Here is a 17,537-nt window from a genome sequence, read left to right on the forward strand (position 1 = left end):
CAATCTCATAGAGCAAAATGGATTGCCAACAGAGTCCTCGCTACTTTCATCCCGTGTAATAGGCAATTGAAAGTGCTTCTATGTCTGTCATGAGAGGATCGCATCTATGTAATGTTCAAATCCTAAAATTTTTGGGAATACTAAGTTTACGTTTTTACAAGACATAAATAGATACTTTCAACCCTGGATAAATTGCAATCTCGATAGAGTTGGCATTTATCCAGGATTTTTTTATCAAGAAAGGCACAGGGAGGAGGCTCAGTTGGCTTTTATAGAATTCTGATTCCAGCACTGAAGCCCAATGACCTAAAGGGCAAACGCATCTAAAGTACTAATGCTGCTGTAGCAACAATCCTTCATCAGTATCGAAAGCTGCGAGGGGATTTTCTATATCTATCGATGAAACAATAGCTTCTAGCTTGTCACAACTTGAGCGCACTAAACGCAAACCGGCATCTAATGAAAGTTGAGTAGTTGTTGGGGTAAACTCTTGCAAGATGCTGGCTTCTATCGTCTGATACCGATCGAGGTTTTTGCTGAGTTTAGCCAGAAAATTTGCTCCTTCGCCATCAACAGCGCTGGCAAACTGCAAAATGGAATCGACGTAAGCTCTAACTTTGGGGTTTTTAATTCCTTCTGTAGCTGAGGCTAAGAGCAATTCCCCATTAAGATATTCAAAATCTGGTACATACAAGCGATCGCCAACTAGTTCAAATATCTGTATTCCTTTAGATGGTCTTACTGTTAAGTTTTCATGCCTGACTCGATCGGCCAATTTTTCCAGCAATATAATTATAAGTAAAATTACAGAGGGAAAATTGCTATCTATACATCTGATTTCTACTGTGCCGAGTTTGTTGAGTCGAACTGGATTCCAAGCTGACTTGAGTAAGCTAACTCCCGATTCTTTGAACAGGTTCGGTTGAATTTCGGCTTTTTCCATTGCTTGCAGCCAAGCATAATAACGAGCGAACTGCTGCTCAACTAAACCCTCAACACTTTCGGCATAAGGCATGAGTCCACCGACAGATTGTAAATTAGTATAAACTCCCTCCCAACCAAAGATTTCGCTACCTCGATAACGAATTGTATGTGCGGCTAGTCCTAACGCCTGTCCTTCATAAAAGGGACACGCCCGCGTTAGAGAAATAAGTAGCGAGTCGCAAGCTGTAGCTAAATTATAGATATTTAATAGTTCTTCTCGCTCAATTGATGTCGAGTTGTAAGATACTGCAACCCGAGGGTCAATGACCCCAGACGGGACTTCCAAATGCAGGTGTGTACCTGTACATTTTCCGGCGTGCAAAAATTTTGAAATGCCGACAGTCTGCGCTTGGATATGGTAATTAGGGCGATCTCGCATAACTGGCATAGTAGGCAAAGGATAGCTAGACAGAGGGTAAAGGCGTAAACCGATCTGTTGCGCTACAGAGATCGCCAATTTGAGATTTTTGAGATAAACTCTAGCCAGTTCCTTGGCAGTGTCAGCAGGAGGTGTGTTAATTTCTACCATGCTTTTAACGAACTCTGCCACAAAGTAATTTGGGTTTAAACCTTGTGCTTGAGCAATCAATTGACAACTCTTTAAAAACTCATCGGCGCGATCGCTCAAGCTACCAGCTTCGTCCACCAGAAAAAATTCTTGCTCCAGACCGATACGACGCTTGACTATCGCCATCTAGACCTCCACAAGGGTAATCTCGCCACAGCCTTAATATATGTAGCTTAAAGGATAAAGTTACCCGAAGACAAAACCTATTGGAGTCAATTGACTTGGAAAATCGTAGTATCAGATTGTTAGGGATTTTGTTGTCTAACCTGGATAATGTGAAATAAACCCAACTTTTTCACGCCATCCACTCAGTCCACTGGGGCGCATCTGTCATCAATTGAGCAATATTTGTCCGGGCTAACCTCATCAAACTCCAGTCTTCAAGATGGATGAGGTTTATAATCGGGATCAAAGTCAAGTTGAAAGATTTTCTATGTCCACAGTACTTGCTTATCTTGAAGATACCTATAAATTCACTGATAAGGCTCTGGTTGAGTATGTTGCCAGTGATGAGCGGGGTGATTATTGTGTACTCGATAGTACTGTGTTTTATCCCCAGGGTGGTGGTCAGCCCTCAGATATAGGCACAATTGAAGCCAGAGGAGTTCAGATTCCCATCACTTTCGTAAGCTTTGTAGATGAAGAAGTTCGTCATTATGGAGATTTTTCATCTATATCCCTAGAAAAAGGTGAAGAGGTAATTTTATATGTTGATGAAACCCGTCGTATGCAAAATGCTAAAGCTCATACGGCTGGACATCTCATGTACACAATAGTCGAATCCCTTGATAAAAATCTCATCGCAGTCAAAGGATATCATTTTCCGGATGGTTCCTATGTAGAGTTTCAAGGAAGCCCTTCGTTTGAAAATACTGAAAAATTTATTGCTGAAGTTAATACAAAAATTAGTGAAGCTTTAGATAAAGCTAGCAATGTAGAAGCTTCACTGATTACATCAGAAGAATTGGCAGTGCGTTGGTCTAATATACCCAATAACCTACCTCCAGGAAAACCTTTGAGAGTAGTGACAATTGACAATCTTCATCCAACTCCATGTGGTGGGACTCATTTAAAATCACTTAATGAACTAAAAAGTGTAGTAGTTACTAAAGCAAAACGTCAAAAAGGAAATCTAAAAATTAGTTATAAATTCGAGTAAATTTATGCTTTTTTAATCTGAAGTTACCCTCAAACAAAAAATGCTGATATTTATGCAGAGGGCTTTGCCGGCTTGGCGCTGAGGCAGTCCGGTGAGTCCATAACGGAGGGTTTCAATAGACCTCTTGGCATTTGTGCTTTTTGCACTCTTAGGGGAAAAGGGACTCATGTTAAAGGGGAAAGGGAAAATAACAAACCTTTCTCCCTTTCCCCCGCCCCTTATCCCCTTCTTGGGGCCCCACCTTTCCCTTTTCCCGACAAATGCCAAGAAGTCCAATACTTGTCGGGTTTTGGGGAAAAGGGGAATGGGTTTGCGGTTAAAGGTTTTTTGTAAGAATTCAGCACCCAGGAGCAAAGCCGGAGATGCTTTGCCGAGGCATCATATCATGTCCGGTTGAAACTTATCATTTAGAGGGCAGGAGGCAGGGGGCAGGGGGAAAGAGACTTTTGGGATTGTTGCACAGATACGGTAATCATAAGTGATTAGCCGGACATGATATCAGAAGTCAGAATTTTCACCCAGTCCCCAGTCCCTTGCTATATAAGTTCTAATTTGTCTTTACGACCAAAAAACTAAATCACCTCCTGGCATTTTTCCAATAAAAGAGTTAATTGTTATACGTTCTCCAATGCCTGGCAAGACTTCATGAAAATTACGGCTGTTGAAGATGACCAAATCTCCTGTGAGTGGAATATTATGTTTTACTTCTGAGGTAGCTATTAAAGAGCGATCGTAGCCATAGGAACCAGGAGTTTTATATTTTTCATCTTCAGGCTGCCACTGTCGGTTATAGACTTTGCAAACACCTCCTTGGCTAGGCGCTTTGACATAGAGATTCCATACTAGCTGCGAGGTAATATTTCCTATTACCCAATTTGGAGCATCTAACCCTGCAAAGTCTATGTGTAGCAAGGCAACATTAATCTGACGTATCAATCCAGCGAAGTAATATCCATAGGCTTCATTTTCGTAAGCAATTTGTACTTGATTAGAGACATTCTGCCGGAGAATTGTTGCCAAACGTTTTAGCGGGTCAAAAGATAAGGAAGTTACCTGATTATAAGTTTTGTTAGCTTTTTCAACCGCATCAAAATATCCCCTCTTATCCCTTTTTATATATTCAAATTGGGTAATTCCGATTCTTCCTATTGGTGGTTCCACATTTTTATAAAAATTAAACCCAACTTTTTCAATTGCCAAAGCTAATTTGTGACATTCTTCAGATGAAGCAAATTTAGAAATGCGAATTGATGGAATTTCATTTCTCAGCAATGCTTGGAAATTTTGCTGATTCATTTCACAGTCATTTAAAGTTTGCCACTTTGTTGCTCTTAGCATGTTAACTTTCTCACTCATAATTTTTGATAAATTAAGTTGTTGCCAAAACGGGAAATGATGGAAATAAAGATAAAATCAAAGTTAGTTTTTTATTTTGTCTTTAAGCTGCCAAACCCACATTCTGTAGGTGCGATCGCCATCAGCCAAAAAAGAGAGTGCCGCCTTCTCCCCACACTATAAGCAGGGGGAGAAAAAGTCTTAGTGAAGCCTATCAATTAGATAATTTATTTTTTTGACTTCGTTAAATTCTCACCCATTTCAACACTTTGGTATCTTTGTCATAGCGATAGGTTAAGCCATCTCTAGTAGTGATAGACTCCCCTTTGCTTGCCTTACTTCTAATAGTGGAAACAGAATAGTTCGTTAATGCATTCATTTCTTTATGAGAAAATCTTTCGCTTGTACTGATTTCTACTTCTTGTGATTCATTATTAGGTAAAACATCTATTGCAACTTCAGTTTGTTCAGAAGTATTAGTGACAATTTCTTTTGCTTTTTGCAGTCGATAATCTTGCACAGTCACAAGTTGCCAACTAGAATCTTGTGAGAGTTCTAAAACCCATTGATGATAATTAAATAGACTTTCTCGATGTCCAACACTAATAAATGTTGTTTTTGTCTCTTGTAGCTGTTGATATAAACTCCCTTCATTTCTTAAATCTAAAGCACTCGTTGCCTCATCTAAGATAGTGAAGCTAGGATGAGTAACTAATAGTCGAGCAAATGCCAAACGTTGTTGTTCTCCCAAAGATAAGATGTTTTCCCAAGGAACTTCAGTATCAAAGCCTTCAACTCGACTGAGCAAGTTTTGCAGGTTTACTTGTTGCAAAACTTCTTTGAGTTCTGCATCGGTCATCTGACGATTTGTATTCGGATAAAGTAATTGTTCACGCAAAGTTCCCAAGATAATGTAAGGACGTTGGGGTAAGAATAAGACTTCTTGTAGCGGAGGACGCACCAGACGGCCAGTTCCCGCATTCCACAAACCTGCGATCGCTCTCAATAAAGAACTTTTACCTCGACCACTTGGCCCGACAATTAATAAACCTTCTCCAGACTGAACGTTTAATGACAAGTCTTCGACTATCACCTGTTCATAGTTAGGTGTTTGTAATGTCACATGCTCAAAAGCAAATTGCTTCTCTTCTATTGTTTTAATAGTACTGACATTTTCGGGTTGTTTAGTTACTTTTTCTAAGGCATCTGAAAACTCAGATAAACGCTCAACATAACTAGAAAATCGCCCAGAAACACTAAATTCTCGAATTAATTCTTCTAAAGCACCAGCAAACATATAGCAAGCTGTAGTAGCTTGTCCAACTTGTCCGAAATCAATTTCGCCTTTAATGTATAAAGGTGCGAGGACTACGAGTGCGATTAGTTCGATAACAGCCCGATATCCTCTGTTAAAAATTTCCTTACTTCTTTCCCAATCAATCTTTCGTTTAATATCTTTGATCAAAATACTAAATCGGCGTTGAACTATATTTAGTTCCTGTTCTTCTCCTCGAAAAAAAGCTATCGACTCAGCGTGATTACGAACATGAGTTAGAGAATAACTATAATCAGCTTTAGCCTCAAGTTCTGCCTGATTAATTTTAATTAATTCTTGATTTAAGTAAATAGCAATAAAGTTGCCTACAATTGTATAGATGATTAGCGCAATAGCTATCTGTTGCGAAATTGTCCAGACAACTATTAAAAAAGTTATCATTTGCAGTACTTGTTCTAGAAAAGTAGCTGAAAAACTGAGGGCATTACCAGTAACTGGTTCAATTTCTTGAGCTAAACGTTGATCTGGATTATCAATATCTGATTGAAAATTAATTCTATAATAAGCACGTTTGTTTAAATATTTAGTTAAAACATAATTATTGAGCCATTGATACCAATCAAGAGAAATTTGCTTCCTCACAAATTTAGTCAGTCCTACTAAAAGCGTTATTAATATAAGTCCAACAGCATAAAAAGCTATAGTGTAACTAAATTTAGAAGCATCTTTCTCTTGAATAATAACATCGATTAAATAGCGATGAATAAAACTATTAAAAGTAGTTACACCGACAAGAGTGAAGATGAGAAATATTAGGAGAATCAGCATTGCCCAGGCACGGATAACGTCTGAAAAAGCTCTTTCTCCTGGCTTGTTTGGATACCAATAAGGACCAGCGATCGCTTTTACATTTTCCCAAAATCGAATAAAGTCTGTAAAGAAATTTGTTGCGGGTTTAGCTTGAATAACTTGGGTTGACATATTTGATAAATAAACTGGAATTTCTGAAAATTATATTTCATAGTTTTTAGTATTGAATAATCAGTAATAATTACCGAATCAAGAATACCATTCACCACTACTTATTCAAATCAAATCATATTGCCTAACTGTTGAGTGCGGCTCAAAGCAGTAAGCACTGCATTAGAGATGACAGTTCGCATCCCACCTTTTTCTAACTCGTAAAGACCAGCAGCAGTCACTCCCCCAGGACTCGTTACCTTGTTGCGTAAGACAGCTGGATGTTCATCAGTCTGAAACATCAGTTCTACACTCCCAGCAATCGTATGCAATGTTAGTTCTTGGGCTTGTGCGCGAGTTAAACCCATCTGTACCCCAGCATCAATCATCGCTTCGATGTACAGAAATATAAACCCAGTGCCGGCGCTACTTAACGCCGTTGCCATATCCAGATAATGTTCATTTTGGGTAGTAAATTCTTTGCCTAATGCTTGTAAAATGACTTGGGTATGCGATCGCTGTATTTCTGTCACACTTGGTGATGCGCTCCACACCGTAGTCCCATGACCAACTTGTACAGCAATATTCGGCATTGTACGAACAACAGCAGGATGATTCAACCCTTCGCACAGAGATGCAATACCTACTCCACCGACGATACTAATTACTAAAGCATCAGGTGAAATTTTATCCTTCAGCATAGCCATAACAGAGGTTAAAACCTGCGGCTTTACAGCCAATATCACAATCGATACGCCTTGTATAGCTTCTATATTGGAGGTTGTAGTACGTATTCCATATTCCCTTTCTAAATACAGGCATCGCGTAGAAAGTGGGTCACTGACTATAACTAAATCGGGTTGTTCAATAGTTTTTGTCGATAACAATCTACTAATAATCATTTCGCCCATCGTACCGCCGCCGATAAAGGCAATTTTTAAATCTTTGAGCATATCTTTCTCCCTATTTGATATGTTGTTGGTATCAATATAGATTAGGCTGAATCACAGCTTTTAATACAGAACCTTGCTCAACATCCGCCAGAGCTTGATTAATTTCTTCTAATTTGTATGAACGACTAATTATGCTCTCCCAAACAATATTTTTACTGCAATCACTATGACGTTTTAGTAATTCAATCATTCTGTAAAAATGGCTGAAATCAATTCCCCAAGTTCCGCGAACATCAATATGTTTGAGATTAATTTCTAGGTGAGGATTGATGAGAATCTCACCCGTGTTTGTGTAATGCCCGACAATTACATAACGACCTCCATTCCTCGTCATATTCAAACCCTCTTTGACAGCAATGGGAATGCCTGTGGCTTCAATAGTGACATCAGCACCATGTCCGTGTGTCAATTCCAAAACCCGCTCAATATGTTGTTGTGGGTCGTTAGCATTAATTACAAGGGTTTCATCTACACCGAAGGCTTTGGCAACTACTAATCGACTCTCAAACTTATCAATGACAATTACTTTACCTGCACCTGAGAGTAAAGCCAGAATTGCCGCACTCAAACCTACAGGCCCGCAACCCTGTACCACGACAATATCACCAATTTGAATTTGCGCTCGATCGATAGCGTGTAGTGCAGTTGGTAAAGCACATCCCCCAGCAATGAATTGCTTTGGTGAGACTTCTTCGGGTAAAGTGAGAACTTTCACCCCTGGTTTGAGGTAAATCAATTCAGACCAACCACCCAGTAATCCATCTTTGGCTGAATAAGTAACACCATAAACCTTGCGTTGTGGACAGCGAGTGGATGCTTTGGCTACTAGACAATACCAGCAGTTGTAACAGGTTTCGTGGACATCGAGAAAAGTAGCGATCGCTCCAGGCTGAATTAATCTACCATTGACATCATTAACCTGTCCGCCTGTTTCCACCACACGACCGACTGAAAAGTGACCGGGGATAATTGGATAGGGTACTCCTTCTAAATGCCCACGGAGTAAATGTACATCTGTTCCACAAACTTCAGAATATATGGTTTCAATAATGATTCCACCCTTTTCTAGAATTGGGTTTGGTAATTGTTGGATTGTAACTGGGTGGTTAGGCGCAGTCATCACAGCTGCTAAGGGCATGAATCATTACCTCACTTTGGGCAGGGGGCAGGGGGCAGGGGGCAGGGGGCAGGGAGCAGGGAGCAGGGAGCAGGGGGATTAGAAATTAGCGTTTTATGAGCCAGGGTGATGGATTGTTGATTATGGTTACTAGAATGCCTAAAACTTGGTTTAATCTTCCATATAGTTCTCTGCCTGTATCAACATCTAAATAACCACATTTCACAGCAAATTTAAGCCACGTCTGAGTTTCTGCTGCTTCAGCCTCTGAATCATTCAATTTTGCAATAAAAGCAGCCTCATAGCGGCGTTTTCTCCATGCCTCGGCCAAGTTGGCACAAACAGACCGTGATGACCTACGAATTTGGTCAATCAATGAATACCTTTCCTCTACGGGAAACTTCTTAGATAATTCAAAAATTTTCATCGCTACATCAAACGCCATTTTGTATACTTCCAAATCTTCATGACTTTTGATTGGTTCTTTCTCCATTCTTCCTGCTCCCTGCCCCCTGCTCCCCTGCCTCTTTTAAGACCAGAAAATAATTTCACCGTTAGGAAGTAAGCCAATCATGGAAGTGAAAGCTACACGCTGTCCATGCATCGGCTCAACATAGTGAAAGTTGGTTGTATTGAAAAGCAGTACATCGCCTACGTAAGGTTGAAAAGCGATCGCATCTGCATCAGTAATTACTGTATCGCTATATCCGTAGGAATCGAGTTTATATTGCTCATCGCTTGGTTGCCAACAACGATCGTAAATACAAGTTTTACCATGATTGTTGTCAGATAATTTCAAATACAAAGTCCAAGAAAGTTGAGCAGTAATTGTACAAACTTCCCATTCAGATTGTTCTATTGGTGCAAAATCAATATGAATTTGGGTTCCATGCTCTATCTTTCTAATCAATCCTGCATAATAGCTACCGTAATCTGGTTCAGAAGCAATTCGCACCTTCGCGCCACACTCCCGAAATTTTTCCATGATGCGCTCTAATGGATTGAAGGAAGCTGCTGTAATGGAGTCTCTTAATTTAGCTGCTCGTTCTACTTCTTTAAAATAATTTCCTTTACTAATGCTGTTATATTCAAACACTGTGATGCCAACTTTTTCAATTTTAGGAGTGACATCTTCATAAGCGTTAAAGTTGAGCGATTGAGATTGAGCATATAACATCTCACATTCTTCGGGTGTGGCAAATTCTTTCAACCGAATCAGAGGAATTCGGTGTTCGAGAAGCATTTTTAAAGTTTCTGTAGTTAAGGGATACTCTTGTTTTTTATCCCACAGTGTCGATTTAATCTGATTAGAAGTAGCAGTCATAATCCAGTTCCTTACATTTAAACTTCAAGTTTTGGTTTTGGTGAAAAATCAATACGCTTGGGTTAAAGGTTATTGGTGTAAAAAATTGGTCTTTCAGACGCGATTCATCGCGTCTCTACATGAGTTAGAAATCTCAATTCATATTCAAAATAAATTATCTAATTTACTCAGATAATATATTTCTCTTTCCCCTTGCCCCCTGCCTCTTGCCTACGCAAGGCTTGCTGAATGCAATCTTTCAATTGCTCGGCTAAGACTTGGACGTGGGGTTCTGCCATCATCGTGATATGATTGCCTGGAACAAAATGGATATCTACTGGTTCGCAAGAATACTCACTCCAACCCCAGGTCGAATCTTGGGAAATCTCAGAAAACTTGCTAGCCAACCGTTCCGGGGGAGTCTCGCCGGCACGTATAAGCGTAATTCGGCCGGGATAAATTTGTTGTGGTACATAATTAATCAGAGATAAAGAGTTTGCTTTTAAAGTTTGTACCATGTTTTTAAGCTGATTAATTTCAGCGTGAGGAGGCAGCATATTCACCATTTTTAAATGCTGTAAAACGTATTTTAGTTGCTCCTTTTCAGATAGCGATCGCAGGGTATCATAAGAAATATCCATGTTTGTTGATAGAGAAACTTCTACTGCTTTGATCGACTCAATCAACCACCGAGCATGATCCCAATCAACACGCTCAATACGTGCTTGTTTGTCTTTAGAAGTTGGTGCTGACATATCAAGTATGACGACTAAAGCAATCTCATATCCCCGATCGAGCAACTGATTTGCCATTTCAAAAGCTACTATACTTCCTAAAGAATGCCCTCCTAAAAAGTATGGCCCTTGCGGCTGGACGGCTTGCATTGCTTGGATATAATGGCTAGCCATATCCTTAATTCGGGTGGCTGGCTCTACATCTAGATTGTTTGCTTGAAAACTGTATAATGGTTGCTCATCTCCTAAATAACGCCCTAAGTGATACAAGTAGAAAGGTTCGCCACCAGCGCCAGGAATGCAGAAGAAAGGTAACTTTGAACCGTTTGGCTGAATTGGTACTAGACAAGACGAATTTGAATAATCCGAGTCTATTTGTAAAATTGTCGCTAACTGTTCAATAGTTGGGTTTTGGAAAAGGTTTGTTAAACTCACATCTTTACCAAACTGCTGCTTAATTTGAGCCATTAAGTAGGGAGCTAAAAGAGAATGACCACCTAAGTCAAAAAAGTTATCTTGTACTCCTACTTTGTCAACTTTCAAAATCTTTGACCAGATTTGCACCAGTTGCAGTTCTAATTGGTTACGGGGTTCGACAAATGTATCTAGATTATTAATGTTAGAAGGTGTAGGCAAAGCACGGCGGTCTACCTTACCGTTGGGTGTCAGGGGCAAGCTATCTAGGAAGACAAAACTAGAAGGCATCATATACTGTGGTAGCTTGGTGGAGAGGAAGCGCCGGATTTCACTAATGGTAGGTGTTGAATCCTGAGTGGGAATAATATAAGCCACTAAGCGTTCTTCATGGGCAATTACTACAGTCTGATGTACAAATGGATGTTGTGCTAATACTGTCTCAATTTCTCCAAGTTCAACGCGTATGCCGCGAATCTTGACTTGATGATCGAGGCGTCCGAGAATTTCTAGAGAGCCATCTGGAAGATAGCGACCGCGATCGCCTGTATAATACAGCAAATCTTGGTCATCATTGCGAAAATGGTTTTTAACAAACCGAGAGCGCATTTCTTCTAGGGCGTTAATGTAGCCCAAACTGCGAAATGGTGTCCGCAAAACAATCTCGCCCGTTTCCCCAATACCACACAATTGACCATTTGCACTCAAAACTAGTGCTTGAGTTTCTGGAAGTGTCCGTCCTACTGGCTGTACCCCTGGTGTGGGTTCACTAGGTACTTGGTAATAACATTTCGCCAAAGTTGTCTCTGTCGGCCCATACAGATTAACGATTTCACAAGAGGCAGGAGGACGAGATACAAACCTCCCTCCCTGCTCCCTGCTCCCTGCTCCCTGCTCCCCTGCTTTTTCTCCTGCTTGGGGGAAAGCATCTCGCCATTGCAGTACAAGTGTTTCTTTAAGAGGTTCTCCAGCTAAGAATAACCAACGTAAGTTATGCAGAGATTGCGAGGGAACATTAGCTAACCATGATTGTGCTAAAGAAGGAACTGTGTGCAGAACAGAAATCTGCTCGCGTTCCAAGTAACCCAAAATTTTCGTTGGTTCTAACTTATCCTCTGGTGCTGGCAGACACAAGGTTGCACCACTGGTCAAAGGTAAGAAAATATCTCTGAGAACGACATCAAAGGAAAGTCCTGTTAATTGGGCAATGCGGTCTTTTTGATTAATTCCAAAGGTTTGTCTTTGCCAATTGAGAAAATGCGCCATTCCTTTGTGACACCCCAACACTCCTTTAGGAACGCCAGTAGTACCAGAAGTAAAGAAAATATAGGCTGCATCGTTAGCAGATATTTCCGGCAGAAGTATTGTATGACTGCTTTCTTGGCGATAATTTATAGCTACTGCTGTGTCTGGATTTATACAGATAACAGTTAAAGACTGCCATATCTCCTGGTCTTCTGGGTATTGACTATTGATGTACAGTATGCATTTAGCTTTAGCTTCCTGAAGCATTAGCCGTTGGCGTTGACTAGGAAGTTGCGAATCGATGGTAAGTAAAACTCCTCCACTCAAGAGTACAGCGATCGCACTGGCAATCAATCCAAAACTTGATGTGCCATACACCGCTACGACATCTCCCCGTTGAATTCCGTGACTTAGCATCACCCTAGCTAAAGCTTGAGAGCTTTTACCTAATTCCCCATAGTTCCAAATGCGAGATCCTTGACGCACTGCTGAGAGTTCTGGGGTGCTATTTACCCAAGAGGTAAACGTTGTTGTAACTAATTCGTATTCTGGTTGTGGTATGGCTGTTGTGGGATCTGGTAGTAAAAATCGGGCTTGTGGTGTGACAAGAGAATAAGAGGCAATTCCACTATCAGCATCAACAACAATTTGATTGAGCAAATGATGGAATTGTTGCACCATTTCCACCATTCGTTCTGAAGTAAATAGGTCAGCATTATAGAGTAGTTGCAGGGTTATTCCTTGTTCGTATTCTGCAACATACAAGCTTAAGTCAAACTTAGAAGCTGCTTCTGACATCGATATAGGTTCTACAGACAACCCAAAAAGTTCGAGTTGGGTGTTTGCCAAATTCTGTAGATTAAACCACACCTGAAAAATTGGATTATGGCTGAGATTTCTTTCTGGCTGCAATGCTTCCACCAACATTTCAAAAGGCAAATCTTGATGAGAGTATCCTCCTAGCGCTACTTCTCGCACCCGTGATAATAGCTGCCTAAAACTGGGATTACCATCCAAGCGGGTACGCAACACCAGGGTATTGACAAAAAAGCCAATTAACCCTTCGATTTCTGCACGGTTGCGGTTAGCGATCGGTGTACCTATGCAGATATCATCCTGCCCACTATAGCGCCATAGCAATATTTGGAATGCTGCTAACAGCGTCATAAACAAAGTGACACTTTCTTTTTGACTCAATTGTTTGAGCGCAACACTTAGTTCTTTTGAAAGTTCCAACTCTTGATATGCGCCGTGGTAAGTTTGCACAGCCCCTCTAGGTCTATCTGTGGGTAGCGACAATAAAGTTGGTGCGTTGGCTAATTGTTGTTGCCAATAACTCAGTTGGCTTTGCAGTACATCTCCTTGCAACCAGTTTCGCTGCCAAATAGCGAAATCTGCGTACTGAATCGATAGTGGTGCTAAAGGTGACGACTGACCTTGAGAATAAGCATTGTACAGAGCCACTAATTCCTGGACAAACACACCCATTGACCAGCCATCACAAACAATGTGATGTATGAATACTAACAAAGCGTGTTCTGTCTCGGACAACACAACTAACGTTGCTCTGACCAATGGTTCATCTGCTAAGTTAAAAGCTTGATTAGCTTGTTTTTGCACTAATTGCTGCAAAACAATTTCTTTTTCACTGGTGGATAAATGCTTCAAGTCAACAATTGAGACTGTCCAAGGTATAGATATTAGTTGGCTCAGAGGAAGCCCCCTGCCCCCTGCTCCCTGCTCCCTGCCCCCTGCCTCTTCCCTGATGATTTGTATTGGTTGTCCATCAACAGTAATAAAGTTAGTACGTAATGCTTCGTGGCGATAAATAATTTCTTGTAAGCTTTTTTCTAAAGCTGCTTGATTAAGAGTTCCGACTAGACGCAAAGTTAGAGGTATGTTATAAGTGCCACCTAGAGACTGTAACTGGTCTAAAAACCATAAACGCTGTTGAGCATAAGACAGTGGTAGTTGTGTATTTTTTGTCCTTGGTAATATGAGTGGTGTAGAAAATTCTAAGTCTTGTTGTTGCAATTGCTCAAGCGATGGCGCTAATTCGGCAACTGTTGCTCTGGCAAACAACTCACGCAATGGTAGTTCCACTTTGAAAATGTTACGGATACGTGAAAACAATTGCGTTGCTAGTAATGAATGTCCCCCAAGTTCAAAGAAGTTATCATGTACACCCACTTGCTCTAGTTTCAGCACTTGTGTCCAAATTTGTGCCAGCATTTCCTCAATGGGTGTGCGTGGGGCAACGTATTTGTCTTTTTGTTCGCTGTGTAAATCCGGTGCTGGCAAGGCGCGGCGGTCTACTTTACCGTTGGGAGTTAGTGGCAGGGACTCCAGCACTACAAAAGCATTTGGAACCATGTACTCTGGGAGTTTTGCCTTCAGGAATTGCCGCAGTTGGTTGATTGTGGGTGTTACCTGTGGATACGGCACTACGTAAGCGACTAGGCACTTCTCTCCTGGGATATCTTCACGGGCGATGACACCACAGACCTGCACATCACTATGTTGGCTCAGTACTGTTTCAATTTCTCCCAATTCAATGCGGAAGCCGCGAATTTTTATTTGATTGTCGATGCGTCCCAGGTATTCAATGTCACCATTTGGTAAATAACGTGCTAAGTCTCCGGTTTTATAGAGGCGTACAGAATTAGAGAATTTTTCCCCCCTGCCCCCTGCTCCCTGCCCCCTGCTTCTTCGGAAAGGGTTGCCGATGAATCTTTGCTGAGTTAGTTCGGGACGGTTGAGATAGCCTCTTGCTAGTCCCACACCACTGATGTGCAGTTCTCCTAGTACACCGATGGGGACTGGTTGTAGATATTGGTCGAGAATGTATATCTGAGTATTATGAATGGGTCGGCCAATTGTGAGCTTTTGCTCATCAATACCCAGCAATTTGTACGTTACTTCTACAGTCGCTTCAGTAGGGCCATAGGCGTTTATTAGCTGTGGATACTCGCCTATATGCTTTTGCCACATTCTGAATCGTTGCTCAAGTGGCTGCTCGCCGCCAATAACTACCACCCGGATGCAATCGGGTAACAGCAAATTGGCATTGACTAATTCAAAAGTTAGCTGATGCCAGTATGCTGTTGACAAACTTAACACTGTAATACTCCAATCGTGGCATTTTTGGAGCAACGTCTGCACCGAACTCAGCATTTCTTGGGTTCGCAGCACTACCGTCGCACCACAACTCAGGTAAGGATAGATTTCTACTGCCGCTACATCGAAACAAATAGAGCAAAACTGTAATATACGATCGCTATTGCTTAGACCATACTCAACAACTACCGCTTGCATCAGATTGACTAAGGACTGATGTTGAATCATCACTCCCTTGGGTTTGCCTGTAGAACCAGAAGTGTAAATTACATAAGCTAAATTTTCGCTACTAGTGCTATTAACCAAATCAGCATCACTCAATTGACAAATAGATTGCCACTCAGTATCCAAACATACCCTGCGTTGAACGGAGCCGAAATGAAGCTGTGCTTGATGCTCAGGTAGCCTTTCAATTAGATATTGTTGAGTCAACAGTACTGAAATTTGAGCATCTTCGAGCATGAAGCTCAAGCGGTCTTGGGGATAGTCAGGGTCAAGTGGTACATAAGCACCACCCGCCTTCAAAATGCCTAGTAATCCTACCACCATCTCTAGCGATCGCTCAACACACAACCCTACTAGTACATCTGCTCCCACACCTAAAGACCTTAAGTAGTGCGCTAACTGATTAGCACGGCAGTTCAACTGGTGGTAAGTCAGTTGTTGATTGTCAAACACCACTGCCACAGCATCGGGTGTACGCTCCACCTGCTCCTCAAACAACTGATGAATACATTTATCCTGCGGATAGTTGGACTGGGTATTGTTCCAGTCAACTAATAACTGCTGTTGCTCAAGTTCACTCAGCAGTGGCAATTGTGAAATCTGCTCAGTAGGGTTAGCAACAATTCCTTCAAGCAATGTTTGGAAATGCCCACTCATCCGCTCGATTGTGCGTTCATCAAACAAGTCAGTGTTGTACTCCCACATACCCACCAATCCAGTTGCAGTGTTCTGCATTGATAAAGTTAAATCAAATGTGGCAGTTGCACTTTCTATTGGCAAAGAACTGATAGTTAAGCCAGCAAGCTCTACTTCAGATACGGGCACATTCTGGAGGACAAACATCACCTGAAACAGTGGTGTATGGCTGAGGTTTCGTTGTGGCTGCAATGCTTTTACCAACTCCTCAAAGGGCAGGTCTGGATGAGCGTAAGCTTGCAGTGTCACCTGGCGGACTCGACTTAGCAATTGCCCAAAACTGGGGTTGCCTGACAAATCGGTACGTAATACTAAAGTATTGACAAAAAAGCCAATTAACCCTTCAAGTTCCAAGCGATCGCGGTTAGCAATGGGCGTACCCACTACAATGTCATCGGAGCCTGTATAGCGATAAAGCAAAGTAACATAAGCACAGAACAGCGTCATGAATAGGGAAGTTCCCTCTTGCCTACTAAAATTGGCGATCGCTTGACTCAGTTCGCTTGATAATTCTACATATTGGACTGCGCCCCGGTAAGTTTGAATGGCTGGTCTGGGTCTGTCTGTGGGTAATTCTAGTAAGGTAGGAGCGTTTTTGAGTTGTTGCTTCCAGTAATCAAGCTGCGTTTGCAGTACTTCTTTTTGCAACCATTGCCGTTGCCAAATCGCAAAGTCGGCATACTGAATTGGTAGCTCAGGTAGCTCTGGGGACAAGTTATTGCAGATGGCTGAATAGATGGTTGCTAACTCGCGCATCAATATACTTGTTGACCAACCATCCACTATGATGTGGTGGACTGTTAGTATAAAAGCGTGTTTTAGCTCTTTGAGTTTCACCACACAAGCTCGGATTAAAGGAGAACTAGCAAGGTCAAAGGGTCGAGCAAGTTCAGTCGTGGCTAATTTTTGGCAAGCGATCGCTCTTTCACTTTCAGGTAACTCTGTTAAATCTACTACTGGCACACTTAAAGTTAAGCTGTCAGCAATTACCTGGACTGGCTGATCGTTGATAGTGCGGAAATTGGTACGTAAGACTTCGTGGCGATCGATAATTTTGTTGAGGCTTTGCTCTAGTGCGACAACGTTCAGCTGACCGTGAAGTTTTATAGCTGTTTGTTCGTTGTAGAAGGGGCTATCTGGTTCCAACTGGTTTAATAACCAGAGTCGTTCTTGGGCAAAAGATAAAGGTAAGTTCTGAGTGCGATCGGCTTTGATGAGAGGTAAGTCTGTGTCGGGGTTCGCATTTTTCTCTTGCAATAACAAGATAAGTTCTGCTTTATGGTTAGCTAATAAGTCACGAGTTTCTAGCGTCAATACGCCCTTTGGAGCATTAGCACGCAGCTGCTCACCTTCAACCCACAACTTCACACCCTGTTTAGTAAGATTAGCTAACAATTGCTCGACGTTCACAGAAACATTACCTCCACTTTGCCTAATTCGTAATTCGTAAT

Annotated in this window: 9 protein-coding genes; 1 reads left to right on the forward strand and 8 read right to left on the reverse strand. The window is 41.5% G+C overall.

Annotation, left to right across the window (positions count from 1 at the left end; all coding sequences use genetic code 11):
* Window positions 1-331: 331 nt before the first annotated feature.
* Window positions 332-1,678, reverse strand: a complete 1,347-nt coding sequence (locus RMY32_RS30740; protein WP_322712256.1) for a glutamate-cysteine ligase family protein — start codon at window positions 1,676-1,678, stop codon at window positions 332-334.
* Between the two features lie 259 nt (window positions 1,679-1,937).
* On the opposite strand from RMY32_RS30740, the gene RMY32_RS30745 reads away from it, so the two are divergent.
* A complete protein-coding gene (locus tag RMY32_RS30745) occupies window positions 1,938-2,711 on the forward strand; it encodes an alanine--tRNA ligase-related protein (RefSeq protein WP_322712258.1) in 774 nt (257 codons plus the stop codon).
* 558 nt (window positions 2,712-3,269) lie between these two features.
* On the opposite strand, the gene RMY32_RS30750 is transcribed toward RMY32_RS30745, so the two are convergent.
* The 7 genes from RMY32_RS30750 to RMY32_RS30780 form a co-directional block, all read right to left on the reverse strand.
* The gene (locus tag RMY32_RS30750) at window positions 3,270-4,049 is read right to left on the reverse strand and encodes a hypothetical protein (RefSeq protein WP_322712260.1); all 780 of its coding nucleotides are present in this window, start codon (window positions 4,047-4,049) and stop codon (window positions 3,270-3,272) included.
* Window positions 4,050-4,290: 241 nt separating this feature from the next.
* The gene (locus RMY32_RS30755) at window positions 4,291-6,303 is read right to left on the reverse strand and encodes an ABC transporter ATP-binding protein/permease (protein WP_322712261.1); all 2,013 of its coding nucleotides are present in this window, start codon (window positions 6,301-6,303) and stop codon (window positions 4,291-4,293) included.
* Between the two features lie 110 nt (window positions 6,304-6,413).
* Window positions 6,414-7,235 carry a pyrroline-5-carboxylate reductase gene (gene proC / locus RMY32_RS30760; RefSeq protein WP_322712262.1) on the reverse strand — a complete coding sequence of 274 codons (822 nt, stop codon included), beginning with the start codon at window positions 7,233-7,235 and terminating at the stop codon, window positions 6,414-6,416.
* A 31-nt stretch (window positions 7,236-7,266) separates the two neighbouring features.
* On the reverse strand, window positions 7,267-8,373 hold the full coding sequence (locus tag RMY32_RS30765; protein WP_322712263.1) for a zinc-binding dehydrogenase: 1,107 nt from the start codon (window positions 8,371-8,373) through the stop codon (window positions 7,267-7,269).
* An 85-nt stretch (window positions 8,374-8,458) separates the two neighbouring features.
* The gene (locus RMY32_RS30770) at window positions 8,459-8,845 is read right to left on the reverse strand and encodes a four helix bundle protein (RefSeq protein ID WP_322712264.1); all 387 of its coding nucleotides are present in this window, start codon (window positions 8,843-8,845) and stop codon (window positions 8,459-8,461) included.
* A 36-nt stretch (window positions 8,846-8,881) separates the two neighbouring features.
* Window positions 8,882-9,676 carry a hypothetical protein gene (locus RMY32_RS30775; protein ID WP_322712265.1) on the reverse strand — a complete coding sequence of 265 codons (795 nt, stop codon included), beginning with the start codon at window positions 9,674-9,676 and terminating at the stop codon, window positions 8,882-8,884.
* A 167-nt stretch (window positions 9,677-9,843) separates the two neighbouring features.
* A complete protein-coding gene (locus RMY32_RS30780) occupies window positions 9,844-17,496 on the reverse strand; it encodes a non-ribosomal peptide synthetase (RefSeq protein ID WP_322712267.1) in 7,653 nt (2,550 codons plus the stop codon).
* Window positions 17,497-17,537 lie beyond the last annotated feature (41 nt).

It is taken from the genome of Nostoc sp. ChiSLP03a, from assembly GCF_034531215.2.
In the GTDB taxonomy this organism is placed as follows: Bacteria; Cyanobacteriota; Cyanobacteriia; order Cyanobacteriales; family Nostocaceae; genus Nostoc.